The organism is Paenibacillus sp. SSG-1 (assembly GCF_002224835.1).
GTDB lineage: Bacteria > Bacillota > Bacilli > Paenibacillales > Paenibacillaceae > Paenibacillus_AQ > Paenibacillus_AQ favisporus.
In genome coordinates this window covers 1,880,785-1,898,314 of the sequence record NZ_MBRK01000001.1, presented here as the reverse complement: position 1 = coordinate 1,898,314, position 17,530 = coordinate 1,880,785, and the positions used below count along the sequence as shown (strand labels likewise).

Genomic DNA, 17,530 nt, shown 5'->3' with positions numbered 1-17,530 from the left:
CCTGTTTATGAGAATAGGGCGGATGAACCGCCCTTAAACTGTAGGTGCAATATCAATTTGACCGTAAACCACTGCGCCTGGATCCCAAATCTTGATGTCATCACGCATAATCGTTCTGAGGTCAGTAGTATCTCGCTTCCAAGCGTCTCCACCCTCTTTGGTGGATGCCAACTCGAAGAATTTCCGAGAGAACAGAACGACACCTTGCTTCAGGTCACCCACGATAAACGGCGCTTTGTTAGTAACCGTTGGGAGATAACGGTTAGCAGCAACAATGATTGGCAAACCTTTGTAAAGTTTGCGGCCCGGCTGAGTAATGTCATCCTGCAATAGATAACGACCATTGGCGTCTTTTTGTCCATCAAGCCAGTCGTAACCGTCCTGGTTGGTTAGAATTACGCTGCTTGCCGCAATTGCTGGATCAAGAGAAATGTTCACTGCTCGTCTCACGGCGTCCAAATCAGCAAATGCCGTTTTTGTAAAGGTATCGAGCATGCCGGTCACAAGCAAATTCCGAGTAACGACAGCTTTGCGGCCAATCCAATCCGTAATGTAAGCAATGATGTTTTGGTCTGTGTCAGCAAGCAACTCGTTAGTGATCGGCAGGATACCGGCACGCTTTTTAACTGCATACGAAATGTTTTGGAATTTCGGGTTGTCCATATCTGGAATAATTCCATATTCCTCGACCAGTTGGAACGGTGTCATGTCTTCGTTCTTTTCCAGGACGCGGCTGCCGGAAAGAGTATTTACGTTCTGGACGTTGACATATTGCGAGAGGTCATTGAAGGAACGCATTACCTTATTGATACTGGTCTGAATGTCTTTAGGAACAATCAGTCCGGCATCCCCATCAACTTGACCGGTTGCTCCGCCTTCATGCATTACCGCGCGTTGCTCGTATTCACGAATGATGCTGCGCTCTTCCGAAGAAATGCTGCGGCGACGAAGCCCCTTCAGAAACACGTTTTGATATTCTGTTTCAAGTTCTTCGTCGCTGCGGCGTTCTTGTGGGTCGTCAAGTCCTCGGCCGGGCTTGTAGTCACGCTCTTCGCCTTCTTCAAGACTGCGTTGCAGCTCAATTTTCTTTTGCAGGGAACGTACATCGTTCATCCGCTTTTCGGCATCATCCACTTTGTCCTGAGCCATGAAAGATCGCACTTCACCTTTCATCGTTTCCAGTTGTTCGAGCATCGCTCTCAATTCTTTAGTCATTGTATACCTCCGGTATAATTTAATTTTAGGTACAAAAAAAGAGCAGATCAGATTAGATCAAGCTCCATGGCTAACTTCCGCTTGCGATATTCATTTAAAGAACGTTTTTCTTCCTCTTTGAATTCTTGCAACGACCGGGCCGAAACTTCATTTGCCGGGTATGCTGGGAATGCTACAGGAGAGATTTCGAATAACTCAGCGTTTAAAATCGAACGCTTGTATACTTTGCCGCCCTCCCGATCTTCTGACGACCATTTGTCTTTGGTAACACTCATTCCAAAGGAAACTCCGTCAACATCTCCGCGACGAATACTTTCCCAAGTATCGTTGCCAATTGTGGTATTAGGCAAATCTAGTTCGAATCTTAGTTCGGTGGGTGTACTATCGATCCGAAGCGTGCCACTTTTCGTATTCCCAAGGACTTGGGAAGTATCATGTGACCACAGGCCGACCACACCCCGAGTTTTTAGACTTTCGTCGAATGCTCCCGCTGCGATCTGCTCGATAAAGGTATCACCCCAGTAATCACGCATCTCAGCACTGTCTGTATCGTACTTGATTGCCCCGGCGATGGTACGTGCCGATTCATCTCCATCAGCCTCACGAATCTGAATCTGCACCGGCAGCGCTCGAATCTCCTTCGTTTCCTTCTTCATCTTTTCCAGTTCCATCACCCCCTTTCAGATACTGTTGACCAGCGAGTTCCAACGGAATAAAGTTGCCGTTTGCATATAACCGGTCACCGCCAGGCATTGGCGGCATGTCTTCCCGTTGCCTTGCTTCATTAGGCGATAAAAAACCGCCCTGAATAGCAGTGCGGTATGCTTCATACCTCGTTTTCAGATCGGTTCTAAGGATGCTGTCAACGTTGAATTTGGCGTACAGTCTGGCGTCAAGTTCTCGATTGGTGAACAATTTGTACGTCAATTCCTGCTCATAACCGGCTAGAATAGCCTGCGTGGTATCAGAATAAAAAGAAAGCTGCATTTGCTCGACGTTATTGAATGTTCCTTGTGACAAATCGTTAAGCTGATGCATCTTGACCCCGAAAGCATTGGCGATTTGCCGGATGGTTAACTGTGTATTCTCCAAGAATTGAGCATCCGACATATTTAAAGCCATAGGGGTAAAGGTGTACCCAATCGGCAGCAATGAAATCCGATGGCTGTTCTTCAGTCCATTGGACATGGATTCGAACTGCTCACGGAAGACCCGTTTGGCATTCTCGTCCATCTGGCCGGTATATTGGATCAAACCTTTGGTTTGAAGGCCCTGCTTATAGAAATTATTAATGAAATTCGCTGATGCTGCGGCATTTTCCACGGTTACCCGTAAAAAATCCAAAGGATTGATGCCAATAAGGCCGTTTAATGTCACACTGCCCTTAAAATGAAGCATATCGTGGGCGGGTACCTTACGTTTGGTACCGTTCCCTACATCGACCTCGTACCAAAGGTCAGTTCCACTACCAAGGATGTTGTAAGTTTTGCCACTCAACACATTGGCGTCATCCACAACCACCTTCACCTTTGATGCATCAATAGGCCAAAGGGCTTTGACTTGTCCGGTTTTGGAATCGAACTCAATGTTTGCGTAAGCATTACCAAATGACCGCTGGGCCTCAATGCATTTCCAAAAGTCTGACGCCGACATATAGGGGTTTGGTCGGAGTTTTAGAATTCGGTACAGGTAGTGGTCTACCGCCTTCCCTACGCCGCTCACATCCTCCTGATACGTCTTTAACGGGAGCTTTGAAATAGCATCGCTAAGAACCCGGACACAGGCAAACACGGCATCAATTTTCAGTGCGTTCCATCCCTTGGTATTTATTGATCCCGGCGGAACATCTAAACCCAGCATTTCCAGCAGTCGCCGATCCTGTAGACCGACTTCCTCAACACTACGCCGTTCACCCATGGACCAATTCAACATTCGCTTAACCAAGCTTTGTCTTTTCACATATTCACCCCCTCCCTGTTGTCATCCCCAAAGGTTTTTCAGGAAATCTTCCTCGGCAAACTCGGATACATCGACCGTTTTTTGTGCCATCGCCAAGGTGATTTTATGGGCATCAATCACGGCGTCAACTGGGTCAATCCGTTTGGTCTTCGCGTTCGGGTCCTTATCAATCTTGATTTCTCCAAAGCTATTACTTACCGTCTTGGCGTTCGCCATTGACCATGTAAGCAGCTTATTGCGCCGGTCGTAGAAGACATTGCCCGCCTCGACTTCGAGCCTGAAATCAACCGTTGCATCGTTGAGGCTTCGGGCACTCTGCACTATCTCGACACAATCCACGCCGAATTCTTCCAGGTCACTTAAAAAGGCATCTGCATTATGTGGGTCATAAGCGATGCCTCGGAGTATCAGGTTATGTTTTCGGATCAATTCCTTGTAATGCCTAATGATGTATTTATAGTCCGTCTTGACTCCGCCCAGCGTCTCTGTGACGGTTATCAATCCCTCACGAATCCACATGTCATACGGCGCATTATCGGATTTAACATGTTCAGCAACCCTAGCGGCGGGCATGAAGCTATGGGAATCAATGAAGTATTTGCGATGGTCCCCATCATCAATCGGAAATTCCAAGCAACCTGACGTTAAATCACCGCCTGACGACAAGTCAAAAGCAAGGAAACATTCCCGGCCCTCCATGTCTTCAATCGTGGTTTCCGATTCACAAGCTTTCCAATGTTCCATGTTCATGTACTGGTTATCCGCGAATTGAACCCACTGATTGAGCGATTTCGTAAGGAAGTTTCGAAGGTCTTCACCCTGCATCTCCTTTGCCTTAACCGCTTCTGAGCGCAAACTTTCCAGGGTTTCTTCTGTCCACAACGGGTTAGCCTTCGGCCAATTCGCTTCATCCCAAACGTCATCATCTTTGTCCAGTTCGCAGATGAACACGAATTGAGTTTCATCTTGATGCAGTCCGGAAAGGATCAACTTGCAATAATTGTACAGGCGGTAGCACGGCGAATTGAGATCAAACCCGGCCGTGGTTATGACTGAAATCAGGCATTGCTTAAGCTTCTTGGTCCCGTCTGAAAGCAATTTGTACATTTGGTTGTCTTTATGAAGGTGATACTCGTCCACACTGGCGAAGTATGGCCGGAAACCGTCGATAGACTTCGTATCACGCCCGAGCGCCCGAATAATACCGTTTGAGACAGTGCATTCAATCTTTCCGGCATATTCCTTGATCCGGAACAAACCGTCTTCGTATTCGTCCCCTCCCAATTCCCGGTCAGCATTGATGAATTTGATACATTCACCCAAAACAATCCGGGCTTGCAGCTCTTTTGTGGCTGCACAATACACTTGCGGGTAGTTGTAGCCGTCAAAGTTGCCATAATATAGGGCTGGAACCGCGTTTTTCAGGGATTTACCGTTTTGCCGGGCCACCTGAACGTATGATGTCCGGAAACGCCGGTACCCTTTGCTGTTGAGCCAACCGTTCCAGCTACCAAGAATAAAGTCCTGGAAGCCCCACAAACGAAGTGGCGCCGGGTCTTCACCTTCCGCCAGAGTCAGTGATTCGGCAAATTCAATGATTTCGTGGGCTTTTTCGGCATCAAAAAAGAACGGAAATTCTTCCGTCCCCTGGCGTTCAAGATCGTTTAGGTGCCGCTGACACGCTTGAATCTGTGCTTGACCGGCCGGAATCCTTCCTTCCACTACTTCATAGGCGTACGCCGTGACCCGATCCAGCTCGGTTACCGTGTTGTATGGGTAAATATTCGGATTATCCACCACGGCCGCCCCCGAACTTGCTGAACTTGCTTTCCGGTCTCTCTTTTTCCTTCGGCTTTGGTACATTCTTCACCTTGGCAAGAGGATTCAGGAATAACCGGTCCTGCATTTTCATAAGCATGTCCATTTTCTTATTGATGGCTGTCTGCCTTTTCATTTCTGTTTCAAAATCACTCGTATCCAGGTCAAGCAAACCAAGGTATTCCGTGTAAGTCATACAATATAACGCAAGAAGGTCGATATCCGAGCTTGCCAGTATCTCAACACCTTCTTCCGCTGCTTCTTTGTATTCTTTCATGCACTGTTTCCAATGCGAGTAAGCAATGGTATTCCGTTTAATAAATTCAGGCGGTTTAACCTTGCTCAGATCGTTTTTACCAAGCTTGATTTCCGATTGCTGGCGCTGTTGTATCTGCGCTTTCGTCAACCGGTTTGGGTTACCCTCCGCGATGTGCAGAGATACCGGTTTCGCATTTCTGCCCATCAGGGCACACCTCCTTTTTCACTGAAAAATCTAAAAAACGAGTTTTTGCGCGAATAAAGGGGCGCGCGGTCTCGGGTGAAAATCCTCTCAGAGATTTGACCCGCCCCTCCCCCATCTCGCCTCATTCAATGGGCTTTGTTTTCCTCTACGTTCGTCCCTATTGGTGTTGTGTTAATCTCCCATGCTTCAGGTACAACACGCGTAGCCGCCTCTCTGAATACCTCAACGGCTAGTTCCTGTGGCATTCCTGCATCCACTGACTTCTGTATGGCCTGTCCTACCTGATAGGAGAATACTTCGAACCAAGGCTTCGCTTTGATTGATACGTTAATGTCCATTACCAAACCCTCCATCCTCTGCGGCTGTCTTCCTGTTATGGCATGACTCACATAATGGTTGCCAGTTCTTCCGGTCCCAAAATAGTTTCTTATCCCCGCGGTGGGGAATGATGTGGTCTATTACAGTAGCCGGTGTTAACTTCCCTTCATTCATGCAATGCTTGCATAGTGGATGTTGCTGAAGGTATGCAACCCTTGCCTTTCTCCACTTATGGTCGTATCCTCTTTCGGCTGCCGTTCCTCTTTGCTTGTCATAGGTGTTTGGTGGGTGGTCATCGCAGTAACCGGTTGTGGTTAGCTTGGTACATCCTGGCTTACGGCAGAATTTCTTCAGCGCCATCCTGTGTTTCCCCATTTCGTTCAACAGGCTTATACAACCATTCACAAATAAAAAAAGCCGCCATGTAGACGACATTTTTCGCAAATATTAATACTTCCAAATGTCGTTAAATGGCGAACGATTGTTCTTGATGGAATATTTTATCTACTGGTAGAATGTATATTATTAAATCCAATTCAAGGAGATGAATTATTTGTCCAACCCCGCAAGCATCACTATTGGCAACATCAAATACAACATTGGAAATCAACATTTACTAAAGCTCGATGATAATGAAAAGCTGTTGAACGCTTACCACCTATCGCGCCTCGAATTAAGGACTGGAATAAATTTGAATAGTGGCAACGTCTATTCGCTTGAGGTCATCATCTCAGGCTCTGAATCATTCACTATCCATGACAAAGATGTCGATAAAGGCGATCTAACTAGGTTTTATGAATTACTTTCAGAAAAAATAAACTTTCTCACTAAAAATCCAGAATTAGTACAAAACGTCATTGACCATCCATAGTGGTGGTCTTTTTTTTCGTTACTAAGAATAAACCGCTTTGTTAAGGCAGCGGTAACCCCTACGAACCGAACCTTAACCGCTGTAGTCACGGCGTGATAGTCGCGTATACCCTAGACAAACGGCGAGTTATTTTATGGTATACGAGCAGGAACGGTGTGAAATATATTCAGGTTATGAATATCAAGGTTTGATGCGGGCAAGGATTTGCACCTTGCATGGTAACGACTCGACCACATACCTGTGTCGTTTACCGCACCGGCCGTTTTAAGTGGGTGTGTACGTCTACCTATTCCGCCACCACATCATTAAGGCCCCATGCGAGCCTACAGTGCGTATAACGCAACATCAATCAGCCGCACAGGGTTTATATGTGAAGCGCTCGGGCATAACCGGTGTTCACCCGTCCTCATCTTATGACAAGTGTGCCGGAGCGCTATTCACCAAAAGAAAAAGGCGGCTCAATGTCCGCCTGGATACACCTCCCGTAGTGTATTCACGCCAAATATCATCTACAGGGGTGAAACGATAGCGAGGTGTTGAGACCGTGCAGTATCGTTATCTCAACATCCTACACTCTCATAATAAATCATTTATCTCCTAATGATCTGCCATTAGTCTGCCAAGTTCCTGCCACTATTTTTTTTAGTGTTCAATTTAGACTCTTTGTTTAATGCTTCGTACTTTTGGATTTCTTGGCTCGTATTAAACTCTGACCGTTCAGCTAATCTCGTATATTTTTCATCCGGGTCTTTACCGAATTGCCATGGCCTAGCTTCTCTTGTTTCAGGATAATTCTTGGTGATTACAACCTCCGCATCTTCTTTTAGCACCGGTGCGATATCCAATTTTTTAGAATCTCTTAAATTGTATTTTTTGACTTTGTACATCCCATTTTCTTCTCCCACAACATCGAAGCATTTTCCAAGTTGATCCGCATACCAATATTTATCACTGCTAGCTTTTACGATTCTAATCCACATTGTACCCGTCTCCTTTTAAGCCGTTTCATCGGTTACAAACACCTCTAGCTGCATTGCAAAAGCCAGTTTATAAAGCGCCCGTGACTTTCTCCGGTAGTAACTGCGCTCTGACAGTGCCAGTTCATTGTATACGTTGAAGTCCAATACATCCTCGTCATCTAAGTATCTCATGTTGATTATGTCCCGTTCCATCCGTTTGAGGCCACGCATGGCTATGTTTACCCGTTCATATGCTTGTCTTAGTCTGCTCTCTGTATCAACATTGAAGATAGCCACATTCTCAATTTGATTTGATGTAACGTTAGTGGACCCGTGATATCTTGGCTCATATGCTGGTGTAAGCTGCGTTTCCTTCCGGACAAATCCGACCTCTTTGTAAATCCGGGCCCGTTCTAATTCCTCTTCAACCCTGCGGCGTGTTTCATCCCGGTTAATCTCCATCAGCGCCAACTGGAACACGTCTCTTGCTTCAGCTCTCACGCGTTTCCACCCCTTTTTGCACTAATTTACTCGATTTCAAGTATTTCCCTCGTTAATTTTACCATTTGTTTGTACTTATTTACAGATATTCGAACAAGTCTGCCTGACCAGTCTTTTTAAACTCCGATGAATCAATAATAATTCCATCCTCTAACCATTTTCCCGGTGCATCATACATATAATGCGGCCAGATTGGAACACCTGCTTTTGAGCGCTGCGGGTTTTCTTTCTCGGCCTTTTCCGTCCAGACCCAGTGTGTTTGTGCTTTGACCATCATGTTACGCTTCCTCCACGATGATTAAAGATACATCATCAAAGTCCATTACTCGTATTTCTGGTACGGCCCCGGCGATTAAGTGACACCCTGCCACATCTTTAAGATCCGCATTTGTCTTAACTTCCACAACATGACCACTTTTGCAATATATCGTTACCTTGTTCATGCCTTAACCCCCTTATAAAGCTTTTCCTGTGGAATCCTTGGTGTTTCGCCTCTTTTCAGTTGGTTGTAATGCTCGAATCGTTCAAAGTGATACCGGCTGACTGGGCAACGGCCTTTAACTCCACGGTATAGATGCCATTTGGATAACAATGTATAGATGATCGTTTTCATGCTTCAGCCTCCTTATCCATTACTGGGTAAAGGGTGCATAGCAACGTTCCTGCAACTTTTCTTCTTCTCTCCAGTTCAGCGTTGTCTGAGTCAACTAGTGGAGCAAACGCTATTGTCTCAAGGGCTTCTTTTAGCTTCTGTACCTGGGCCTCTGTTTCGTACAGCCGTTTCTGTACTCTTGATAATTGCTCCATCTTTGTAAATAGTGCATTTTCAAGTATGCCTCCCCGTTCTTTCTCGGCCCAGTACGCCTTTGTCCTGGCTGTATGCTTATCAAGTAGGGATTGGTATTCCCCGATGGTTACAACGTCTTCTTGAAGGCCCTGATAGGCTAATTCGGCTATGTCCGCACGTTGTTTCTCTGCAGCGTATTGTTGGAGCCAGTATTCAAGTGCGTAAATGGTCGGCTCTGGCATTTGGTTCTCACCGTGAAACCTCGGTTGGATTCCATTGACCAACGTTTGAGCAAATTTAAAGTCTTCAACACGTTTCATATCTGCTTGCCAGTCCCGATTATCTGACATCTGATTTGTCCTCCAATAGTTCAGGGTTTTCGTATATATTGCCGATAACTTCAATATCACATGATCCACTTTTATCCATAAACTCTTGTAACATAAGCGTGTCTGAACCACTTGCCGCATAATAGCAGCCATCACTAAAAAATATCTGCCATAAATAGTTGTCGTCCGTATCAGTGAAAAAATCACCTTCATAAATATCATTTCCCTTGCGGTCTTTGAATCCGGAGTATTGCATGACCTGCGCTATATTCTGGCCTTGCGCCAACCATACAAGGCAATCCCCTGGCTTTTCGTCAAAAAGCATTTGTGGTTCGGCGTATTTATGGCCTGCATGCCACGCTCTGAATTTAATTTCGCGGTTCATTGGTTACCTCCAAAACTTCAGGATTTTCGTAAATGTTTCCAAGCTTTACCGTACCCTCGGCCCAACAATATTTCCGATCAAATTCAATGAAGTTTGAAAGCCAAAGGTAACCATCAGGGAGGCTATCTGCGACAAACATGTAGCCACATCCACAATACTGAACTTTGCAAATATGTTTCGTTTCCTCGTACTCAACCTGAACAATGTCACCATCAAATAATTTTGCTGCATCTTCGGTATCGTCATGTACGCCAGTGTATTGACCTACTGTTTCGGGATCGACTTCAGTTCGGCTATAATACTCATGATCTATGATGTAAATACCTTCTCTTGCTTTGACCAAACTTCCATATACCCAGTAACCTGAGTAAATTCCTTTGCCTCTGAATCGAATTTCACGCATCTTTGTATCCCTCCTGGTATGGATAGGCTAAGCCTTAAAGCCGTATAACATCAGCCATTTTCACTGGCGTTACTGTGTATGTGATCTGTACATTTCTTTGGTATTCTATAGTGGACCCACAACTTCCACACTCCACTGTGTCGTCATCTGCCGACCTTTCCCAAGCGTCATGGTCTATGGATCCGCAATAAGGACATGTTAAGTAATCATCATCAACATCGTCCGGTTCTGTATTAAGAGTTATTTCTTTGATTCCGCACACTTTATGTTCTGGGCTAAAAGCACACCAACGATATGTTCTTCCGTCAATTTCATAAATAGAATCTTTATCAGGTTCCTCGGCAACTTCTTTGACCAATTCCATTAAGTGATAATTTTTATCCCAGAAATGTTTCATATCGTAAATTCTCAATTGCCACATGTTTATCGCTCCTTTGTATCAGGACAGAGGCATAACCCCGCCTCTATCCTGTGTATATGAATCAAATCCAATCTTCCAAATTTTTTTCAGCGCCATTTTCTTTAACTGCAAACCACATAGCATGGTTCGCAAAGAACCAATCCTGGATATCCTTCAGAACCTGTTCTTTTGATGGTTCTTGCTTATACATTTTTGGAGTTGATACCCGCACACCATCAACTTCAAAGATAAAAACTTTTTGTATCATTGTCCTTATCCCCTCCTGTGCTAAACCTGGGTTAATTTAATGGCTTCACGGGCTCTTTGGCCCCGGTCATCATCTATTTCTGGATCCGACCAGTATCCATGGTCTTTCCATTGTTGTTCGTAATTTTCTTCATCTGCGTACCATTCCAGCGCCTGTGCTTGTGTCTCTACTAGCTGTAAGAGGTATGTGATGTATTCAGGGGCGTGGGCGATGAGATTAGCCTGTGGCATCACTCCCCATCCGTATTTACCAACGTGGCAAATATTAGGTCCGTCAGGCTTTGCTTGCACCTTCACTTCGCCATCGTCCTCCCACACTTCCCACGGCCCCGGCGTAGATGCTTCCAGCGCCTTGCGTATCTCTGTTAACTTATCCATGGGTTGCCTCCTTATTTGCAGCAGCGGTCAACCAATCGCAGTATGCCTGACATTCATCTTTGGTTTTGAAGAACATGTCGTAATGTGATTTGATTTCTGAAAACTCCTGTCCGGTATAAATGTTCCTTGGATGTATAGAGTCTGAAGCAAACGAAAATTCCATCCCGTCATATTCCCTTCCTAGTTCCCTGTACCATGCGTTTATTTTTCCGTTTTGTACTTCAAACGATGAGCATATAAATTCTTTTGGTTCATAGTAAATTTCCTGTGTGTTACAATCACATTTTTCACTAGCATCTCTACCTAATGGAGTCTTGTATTTGATGTATCTAGTGTTGTTGCATTTTTCGCATGGTCTGGGTTCTCTGTATTTGGAATATGCCCTGAACAACTCCACTCTAAAATCGCCCATCAATTCCTTAAGACGCTCCCGGCGAACTTCGTTTTTCAGATTGCGTTTCGCCATATCCAGTTCAACAACTTTTTGATTGTACTCACGCTTGATCTGGTCAAGGTTTTGTTTTACCTCCTGCAACTCTGCGTTTTCCTTGCGGAGCCGTTCCATCTCAGTTTTGTATTCTTCCTTGACTGCGTTCATAAGGGACTGCTTAAATTCATCAACCTGCATATCAAACTCGCTTGGTTCGTTGTAAAATTCATCATCGAAATCGTACATTTGTTATCGCTCCTTTTGGGTTAGTAGCCGATCATTCCGTTTAGATGCAAGGTATGATGAAACTCAATACCGTTCTAAATCGCCGTTCCGGGCTTGTTTGAATGTGTTCCGTGTCCGCCCTGGTGCCCTGAATACATACACACCATCCTCTGTTCCCTCGTAAAGCATCCGTACCGACTCGTTTTCATCCGCCAGACAATTTACCTTGAGAAAACTTTTGGCCTGTGAGCAATAGCCGCGAACATCGAAGTTAAAAGGCACTACGCTTTTGTCATCACATATTTTAGAAATTCCAAGTCTCCGGCTGGATTCATCATAGAAAAGGAACAGTTCATCATTTCCAGTCAAACCAAGATCCTTTTGCAATCTGGAATTCAGACAAATCCTTTGTTGCTTATCGATCGTGATAAAAAGGTCATCCATCCGTTTGTCGATTCTACTAATTGGTTTTAATGCTCCCATTGGGCAGCCCTCCATTTGGTTTGATAAGGTATTGTCTACGGCTAATTCTTGGACCGTACACTTTCGGGGTAAAAATTTTTGTTGCTCATACACTATGCCGTCGCCCAAATAAGTTCCGTACACTTCGTTGAGCGATTTCAGTAAATATAAGGACAATAATTTTTGTTTTTGGGACATCCAGACCAAATATTTTTAGTAGCCGGTGGATTGACGTTCAAGCTCTTCAACAATCTTTGGTTCTGGAGCGTATTTTTCGGCCCATCCTTCAGGCTTGATGATCTTTCCTTGCTCGTTGAATCGCGGTTTGCCGTCCGCGTGCAGCTTGCCCATGTTGGCATTGTGAACGATATCGAAAAATGGTTCTGGCTTTACTCCCATGAGGGTAAAAGTGCCGATTGCGAAGTAAATAAGGTCCGTCAAGGCGTCTACTTGGTCCTCTAAAGTTTTGGCTTGCATGAACTCTACAAGTTCTTCCATCATCCAAGAGGAACGGTTGAAGACTTCACTTTTGATCCCCGAATTTTTCATATTCACACATCCGGTTTCAAATATCTCGGTATATCTTTCCAACAAGAATGTCTCCCGGCTGTTGCCGCCTCTGCCTAGCGCTGTCGGCTTATCCGGCATTTCCTGATTAAATGCTGTATGGAATTCCCTTACTTGCTCGTATTGTCTATTCATAATTCCCTCCAAATTGTAAATGTTTGAACACCAGTTTGGTTTGATAGTGCGACTATACCGTGTTACGTGCATGATTTATAAAATAGCGATAATTGCGAATATACCGGCAATGATTATTACGATTGCTGCCCAATCTCTTATGGATTCTTGTTTAGGAGAGGCGGGCCGGATCCTATAACCGAATTCCGTTTTCTCGATAATGTGCCGATCCATTTGGTTCACCCTTTCAAACTATCCAGATAATCCAGCAGAAACATACCTTGCTTGACCAGTTTCGCATTTTGTTTAAACCATTCATAAGGGATGCTTTTCCGTCCGCCTTTATATTGCATATCCCATTTTTCAAGTAGGTCCTTCTTGCTTATTAGGTAGGTTTCGTTGTAATACTCAAAGTGTATAAGAGCAAATCCGATCCCCTGCCACCGCCGGATAAATTCAATTTGATGTTCTTCGAAGTTCTTGAATGGGAAACTCGAAGTACTGTTTGTGCTCTTGGCTTCAAAACAGATTGATTTCCCCTTCCAATCCCCCATGTAGTCCACCGTGCTAGGACCATCTGGAAAGGCGCTGACGATCCTTTTGCCATTCCGAATAACTTTCCATGGGGTCGATACCTTTCGTATGCTGGCGACCCCTTTGCGTTCGTACTGAGCGTTGGTATAGTTGATCATTTCCTCAAACCTCATCCCACGGTTCGCATAATTTACCTTGCTCATACGCTTGGGGCCTGCCAATATATTTTTGGTTGTTTGAAAGGTCGCTGCCGTTTCTTATTCGCTCTCTCCTTGTTGTTGCCACCTTCGGCTTCTAGTACGTACCGTCTGCCGCCTATACTGATTGCGGTTGGCACATCATTTTTCATTTTCTCAATCGTAGCTGTGACTTGCTTTGTTGAGCCTTTTTGGTCCGGTTCTTTGTCGTTTTTAATTAGACCCTTTTGCGCTTGATCCATTATTAATAGGGCGATTTCGTCAGGATCCCGTTTAAAGAAGCGTGATATCTCCAGGATGGTTTTGCCTTGCCTCCAAAGTCGTCTGAAGTCTTCTACCTCGTCCGTGTCCCAAATCATGTCTACTTCTTCCAGGGCTATATAGATTTTGTTCCGCGTCTTTTCAAATGGTCTCTCATGGATCCGTTCGTCAATGACTCCCACTCTTTTTCCCCTCCTTAAAATTTCCGTATCTGCCTTAATCCGAATGTCATAATCAAATGCGGTATTGTTAACGATCTGCTGCAACTCATTGATGGTCATACTTTTCAATGGCTCCATGTTTAACCTCCGCACAGTTTAGGATTTTTTCGAACTCCGATTCATTTAAATTCCGGTAAAGGTCATAATTGCCGCTTTTCCTCATGTTTTCAATTAGTTTGATTATGTTTTGATACGGTCTGCCGAATAGAGCGCCCATCATTACCGGTCCGTCATATTCAAAGAACTTTGCAAGGTATACCCGATCCGCCAGAGTTAAGGGTTTCATGCATACACCCTTTCTAGTTCCACGAACCGCCCGAAATTTCGCATATTGACCATTTCAGCCGTACCTACAGCGCCGTTTCTGTTTTTGGCTACAATGCACTCAATGATGTTTTTCTTCTCGGTCTCCTGGTTGTAATAGTCATCCCGATAAAGAAAGGTGATCGTATCCGCGTCTTGCTCGATGTTCCCTGATTCCCGAAGGTCTGACATCATTGGGCGCTTATCTTGGCGCTGCTCAACGCTCCGGCTCAGCTGTGCAAGGGCAATTACGGGGCAATCATTTTCCCGGGCCATCTGCTTGAGTGAGTTACTGATATAACCAACTTCCTCTGTACGGCTACCGAACCTTTTACCGCCTTGGATAAGTTGTAGATAGTCGATAAAGACGATCAGGTCCGTATGTTTCTTTTTAAGTTTGCGTACCGCCGCTCGGATCTCTTGGACGGATTGACCTGGCTTGTCGTCAATGTAAATCTTTAGTTCAGCGAGGTTTGCCATGCCCATGGTGTATTTGGTCCAATCGTCGTCAGTGAGTTTACCGGTGCGGATTAACTCGCCGTCTATGCTGCACTCTGCCGATATAATGCGGTCGTAGAGTTGCATTTCCGGTTGTTCCAAGCTGAAAATGGCTACTGCCATACCGTCTTTGCCGTTAATCACCGCGTTTTGCAGCATGAAGGCTGTTTTACCTACCGATGGACGAGCGGCAATAATGTTCAGTGTCTGTTTTTGCCACCGACCTGTAATTTTGTCCAGCGCTTTACCTATCGTGCTGACACCTGCGGATATGCCGTTGTATTTTTTGTTTTCCAACAATTCAAAGTGTTGCATGAGTCCGTCACCGATATGATTGAAGCCGCCGCCGGTGTGTACTTGATCACCAATGTTCTCTGCCAAACTCATTAGCTCAGCTGCTAATTCCTTGGGATCATCGGGAATGTCGCCGTAAATTTCTTTCATTGACTTGGCCCCGGTGCGGAGTAAATATTTATCTTTGATGATCCGTTCGTACCGGTTAAATCCTTGGACGGATGGTACAGCATCTGAAAGCTTAATCAGATACTGTACACCTCCCATGTCTGATACACGCTCTCCAAGCTTGGCGACTAAGGACACGGGATCTATCCTTTGATCGGACTCACGCATGGTTATCATGGTTTCATAGATCAACTCGTGAGCTGCGTCAAAAAAGTGTTCGGGTGACAAGATGGATTCATATATTAGATCCGGTTCTTTTAGGATGGATCCAAGCTGCGCCTGCTCCGTTTCGATACTGTGAAAACTCATGCCTTTTTCTCCTGTTGTTTTCGCTCTCGGTGTTCTTTCAGCACATTGTCAAACCATACTTTCCGGTCGATCCCCTGACGTACCCAAGGTGGGTCCACTGCATTACGTTCCCGTTCTTCCATCTCTCGTAAGTGCTGTCGGGTGCGTTCTTTCTCTCGATCGGCTTCAATCTCAGGATTAGCCCGCACTATCTCAGCGATTGAAGGTGCAAATTTGCTTGATCGTATGTGTTCCTTAGCATTCGCCCATGCATGTTCTGAATCAGCCGTTTCCAACTCTTCAATCCAGTTCTGCGCGATGTCCCGGTCAACTTTCCAGTTTGGGTAACTCGCTGCCAATTTTCCGAAAAGTTTCTTTGCATCTTCCCGTTCCAAATGGTTTACCTCCCTCAAAGATCCTTTAAGAAGTCCAACCTTCCTGGTTCTCCTTTGCTTTGTTCAAAACGTTCGTTGATCGCGTTGATGTAAAAAGAAAACGAATTTACCGAACCGCCTTCTTTGACCTTCTTGGCGTGCTTTTCTCTCATGACTTCAATTATTAAATCAGCGTCCACGTCTTTTTTTATAAGCTGCTCCACTAAAGGCCAGTCTTTAGGTTTCATCCCAAAGGTACTATGAATTTCACAATAGGCCTTTTCGATTTTTTTAAAGTCGTCCGGTTCCGTAGTACTTTCTTCTTCATTCTTTTCATTCTTATCATTCTTGTTTGTGTCCGCTGACGGTCCGCTCGTGGTCCGCGATTGGTCCGCCCGTGGTCCGTTTTCGGTTTCAGAATCGTGATAAAGCCCGTAGTTACATATGGTTATTGCGGTCCGTTTGCGGTCCGTTTTTTTGATAATCATTCCGTCTTTCTCCAGTAAGTCCAAGAAAAGTCGAAGTTTGTTTTTGCCCCAATCCCAACGCTCCATGAGCTTCAATTCTGAGGTGATGAACTGGCCGCGTTCGACCTCGACCAGTTCGTTACCATGCAGAAATCTATTGCTCTTGTGGTTGGCCATCATGATCATATCCAGCCAAGCTTCATACCGAGAGAACTTTCGTTTCTCTTGATAAATCCAATGGTCCTGGATCTTCCGGTGAAGCTTAATCCAGCCGTCCATTCCACCACCTACTTAGTGAATAGTTCCAAAACTTCTTTCTCAGGTGCGTTTCCCATTCGATACGGCAAAACGAGATAACTTGCATCCTTGAAGTACACTGGCTGCATTTTGCCTGTCATTAATATCTCGCCGTCGTACTCCTTCACAGCTAGAAGGTAACCTTCATTTACGTATGAATAAATATCATCCCGTTTGAATACCCGTGCAGTCATTCCGTTCAGATCATAAGAAAATCTTGTATCCTTGGCAGGTTCCCCTTTATTTGCTCCGTCCAGAATAGAGGTGTGATCGATAAAAACACCTTTTAAAATTGAATCTGAAAAACGATCATACCGGATGTGCATCCCTTCCTCTGGAAATTGTGCAAATATTGCATACAACTCTATTTGCACTTCTTTTGGGATCTCCTTGAATTGCGCCATCCAATATCTATCAGTTATGGTGTGGACTCCGTCATTCAGAGACCACATCATGTTCTTTCTTGATGCTTTGATCTGTTTACAGAGTCCTTTTATATTCAAACCGTTATTTTTCATTCAGCTTTGCTCCCCTCGTATAATTGCTGTCGGTATTGCTCCGCCCATTCCCGACCTTCCCGGGTATAATCAACGTAATTATGACAAGTCCCTGTATTAACTACTGGTCCACATAACATCGCTATGTCATTGGCTGTAGTGCTGCCCTCAATCTTCCAACGCCGTATTAAATGCGCGGCCTCCAAGTGCCCGATCTTTCCGCAACGTTCACACCGTCCCTGTGCCCTTTCTAACGCGGTTTGGTAGACATCAGGGGTAA

General features: G+C 45.0%; 28 protein-coding genes. 1 reads left to right on the top strand and 27 read right to left on the bottom strand.

The window, feature by feature from the left end:
- Window positions 1-33: 33 nt before the first annotated feature.
- The 7 genes from BCV73_RS08925 to BCV73_RS08895 form a co-directional block, all read right to left on the bottom strand.
- A complete protein-coding gene (locus tag BCV73_RS08925) occupies window positions 34-1,215 on the bottom strand; it encodes a phage major capsid protein (RefSeq protein ID WP_089546811.1) in 1,182 nt (393 codons plus the stop codon).
- Window positions 1,216-1,262: 47 nt separating this feature from the next.
- The gene (locus BCV73_RS08920) at window positions 1,263-1,871 is read right to left on the bottom strand and encodes an HK97 family phage prohead protease (RefSeq protein WP_481855785.1); all 609 of its coding nucleotides are present in this window, start codon (window positions 1,869-1,871) and stop codon (window positions 1,263-1,265) included.
- Window positions 1,816-3,174 carry a phage portal protein gene (locus BCV73_RS08915; RefSeq protein ID WP_481855784.1) on the bottom strand — a complete coding sequence of 453 codons (1,359 nt, stop codon included), beginning with the start codon at window positions 3,172-3,174 and terminating at the stop codon, window positions 1,816-1,818. Before BCV73_RS08915 ends, BCV73_RS08920 begins: the two co-directional genes overlap by 56 nt.
- Before the next feature lie 21 nt (window positions 3,175-3,195).
- Window positions 3,196-4,929, bottom strand: a complete 1,734-nt coding sequence (locus BCV73_RS08910) for a terminase large subunit (protein WP_179232134.1) — start codon at window positions 4,927-4,929, stop codon at window positions 3,196-3,198.
- 34 nt (window positions 4,930-4,963) lie between these two features.
- Entirely contained in the window at window positions 4,964-5,455 is a 492-nt protein-coding gene (locus BCV73_RS08905; protein ID WP_089546808.1) for a terminase, read from the bottom strand.
- Window positions 5,456-5,580: 125 nt separating this feature from the next.
- A complete protein-coding gene (locus BCV73_RS08900; protein WP_089546807.1) occupies window positions 5,581-5,793 on the bottom strand; it encodes a hypothetical protein in 213 nt (70 codons plus the stop codon).
- The gene (locus tag BCV73_RS08895) at window positions 5,783-6,133 is read right to left on the bottom strand and encodes an HNH endonuclease (protein WP_089546806.1); all 351 of its coding nucleotides are present in this window, start codon (window positions 6,131-6,133) and stop codon (window positions 5,783-5,785) included. Before BCV73_RS08895 ends, BCV73_RS08900 begins: the two co-directional genes overlap by 11 nt.
- A 193-nt stretch (window positions 6,134-6,326) precedes the next feature.
- On the opposite strand from BCV73_RS08895, the gene BCV73_RS08890 reads away from it, so the two are divergent.
- Entirely contained in the window at window positions 6,327-6,644 is a 318-nt protein-coding gene (locus tag BCV73_RS08890) for a hypothetical protein (protein ID WP_089546805.1), read from the top strand.
- A 611-nt stretch (window positions 6,645-7,255) separates the two neighbouring features.
- Here BCV73_RS08890 and BCV73_RS08885 read toward each other — a convergent pair.
- The 20 genes from BCV73_RS08885 to BCV73_RS08795 form a co-directional block, all read right to left on the bottom strand.
- The gene (locus tag BCV73_RS08885; protein ID WP_089546804.1) at window positions 7,256-7,624 is read right to left on the bottom strand and encodes a hypothetical protein; all 369 of its coding nucleotides are present in this window, start codon (window positions 7,622-7,624) and stop codon (window positions 7,256-7,258) included.
- 15 nt (window positions 7,625-7,639) lie between these two features.
- A complete protein-coding gene (locus BCV73_RS08880; protein ID WP_089546803.1) occupies window positions 7,640-8,104 on the bottom strand; it encodes an ArpU family phage packaging/lysis transcriptional regulator in 465 nt (154 codons plus the stop codon).
- Window positions 8,105-8,183: 79 nt separating this feature from the next.
- The gene (locus tag BCV73_RS08875) at window positions 8,184-8,381 is read right to left on the bottom strand and encodes a hypothetical protein (RefSeq protein WP_089546802.1); all 198 of its coding nucleotides are present in this window, start codon (window positions 8,379-8,381) and stop codon (window positions 8,184-8,186) included.
- A 1-nt stretch (window position 8,382) separates the two neighbouring features.
- On the bottom strand, window positions 8,383-8,547 hold the full coding sequence (locus BCV73_RS35000) for a hypothetical protein (protein WP_179231931.1): 165 nt from the start codon (window positions 8,545-8,547) through the stop codon (window positions 8,383-8,385).
- Window positions 8,544-8,717: a hypothetical protein gene (locus tag BCV73_RS34995; protein ID WP_179231930.1), complete on the bottom strand. Its 174-nt coding sequence runs from the start codon at window positions 8,715-8,717 to the stop codon at window positions 8,544-8,546. Before BCV73_RS34995 ends, BCV73_RS35000 begins: the two co-directional genes overlap by 4 nt.
- Complete coding sequence (locus BCV73_RS08870; protein WP_089546801.1) at window positions 8,714-9,241, bottom strand: hypothetical protein; 528 nt, start codon at window positions 9,239-9,241, stop codon at window positions 8,714-8,716. The genes BCV73_RS34995 and BCV73_RS08870 overlap by 4 nt, the downstream gene beginning before the upstream one ends.
- Window positions 9,231-9,605 carry a YopX family protein gene (locus BCV73_RS08865; RefSeq protein WP_089546800.1) on the bottom strand — a complete coding sequence of 125 codons (375 nt, stop codon included), beginning with the start codon at window positions 9,603-9,605 and terminating at the stop codon, window positions 9,231-9,233. Before BCV73_RS08865 ends, BCV73_RS08870 begins: the two co-directional genes overlap by 11 nt.
- A complete protein-coding gene (locus BCV73_RS08860) occupies window positions 9,589-10,008 on the bottom strand; it encodes a YopX family protein (RefSeq protein WP_089546799.1) in 420 nt (139 codons plus the stop codon). The genes BCV73_RS08865 and BCV73_RS08860 overlap by 17 nt, the downstream gene beginning before the upstream one ends.
- Before the next feature lie 34 nt (window positions 10,009-10,042).
- A complete protein-coding gene (locus BCV73_RS08855) occupies window positions 10,043-10,429 on the bottom strand; it encodes a YheV family putative zinc ribbon protein (protein WP_089546798.1) in 387 nt (128 codons plus the stop codon).
- A gap of 61 nt (window positions 10,430-10,490) precedes the next feature.
- Window positions 10,491-10,676 carry a hypothetical protein gene (locus BCV73_RS08850; protein ID WP_089546797.1) on the bottom strand — a complete coding sequence of 62 codons (186 nt, stop codon included), beginning with the start codon at window positions 10,674-10,676 and terminating at the stop codon, window positions 10,491-10,493.
- A gap of 20 nt (window positions 10,677-10,696) precedes the next feature.
- Entirely contained in the window at window positions 10,697-11,053 is a 357-nt protein-coding gene (locus BCV73_RS08845) for a hypothetical protein (protein WP_089546796.1), read from the bottom strand.
- Window positions 11,046-11,729, bottom strand: coding sequence for a hypothetical protein (locus tag BCV73_RS08840; protein ID WP_089546795.1), 684 nt, complete (start codon window positions 11,727-11,729; stop codon window positions 11,046-11,048). The genes BCV73_RS08845 and BCV73_RS08840 overlap by 8 nt, the downstream gene beginning before the upstream one ends.
- A 63-nt stretch (window positions 11,730-11,792) precedes the next feature.
- Window positions 11,793-12,368 carry a hypothetical protein gene (locus BCV73_RS08835; RefSeq protein WP_218828118.1) on the bottom strand — a complete coding sequence of 192 codons (576 nt, stop codon included), beginning with the start codon at window positions 12,366-12,368 and terminating at the stop codon, window positions 11,793-11,795.
- A gap of 15 nt (window positions 12,369-12,383) precedes the next feature.
- Window positions 12,384-12,872: a pyrophosphohydrolase domain-containing protein gene (locus BCV73_RS08830; protein WP_089546793.1), complete on the bottom strand. Its 489-nt coding sequence runs from the start codon at window positions 12,870-12,872 to the stop codon at window positions 12,384-12,386.
- Between the two features lie 218 nt (window positions 12,873-13,090).
- Window positions 13,091-13,558 carry a Holliday junction resolvase RecU gene (locus tag BCV73_RS08825; protein ID WP_256993130.1) on the bottom strand — a complete coding sequence of 156 codons (468 nt, stop codon included), beginning with the start codon at window positions 13,556-13,558 and terminating at the stop codon, window positions 13,091-13,093.
- A 26-nt stretch (window positions 13,559-13,584) separates the two neighbouring features.
- Window positions 13,585-14,142 (bottom strand): hypothetical protein, encoded by a 558-nt coding sequence (locus tag BCV73_RS08820; RefSeq protein ID WP_143811840.1) that lies wholly within the window; start codon window positions 14,140-14,142, stop codon window positions 13,585-13,587.
- A 204-nt stretch (window positions 14,143-14,346) separates the two neighbouring features.
- Complete coding sequence (dnaB, locus tag BCV73_RS08810; protein ID WP_089546789.1) at window positions 14,347-15,636, bottom strand: replicative DNA helicase; 1,290 nt, start codon at window positions 15,634-15,636, stop codon at window positions 14,347-14,349.
- Window positions 15,633-16,010: a hypothetical protein gene (locus tag BCV73_RS08805; protein WP_089546788.1), complete on the bottom strand. Its 378-nt coding sequence runs from the start codon at window positions 16,008-16,010 to the stop codon at window positions 15,633-15,635. The genes dnaB and BCV73_RS08805 overlap by 4 nt, the downstream gene beginning before the upstream one ends.
- 14 nt (window positions 16,011-16,024) lie before the next feature.
- Entirely contained in the window at window positions 16,025-16,735 is a 711-nt protein-coding gene (locus tag BCV73_RS35730) for a hypothetical protein (RefSeq protein WP_256992785.1), read from the bottom strand.
- Between the two features lie 8 nt (window positions 16,736-16,743).
- Complete coding sequence (locus tag BCV73_RS08795) at window positions 16,744-17,271, bottom strand: hypothetical protein (protein WP_089546787.1); 528 nt, start codon at window positions 17,269-17,271, stop codon at window positions 16,744-16,746.
- Between the last annotated feature and the right edge of the window lie 259 nt (window positions 17,272-17,530).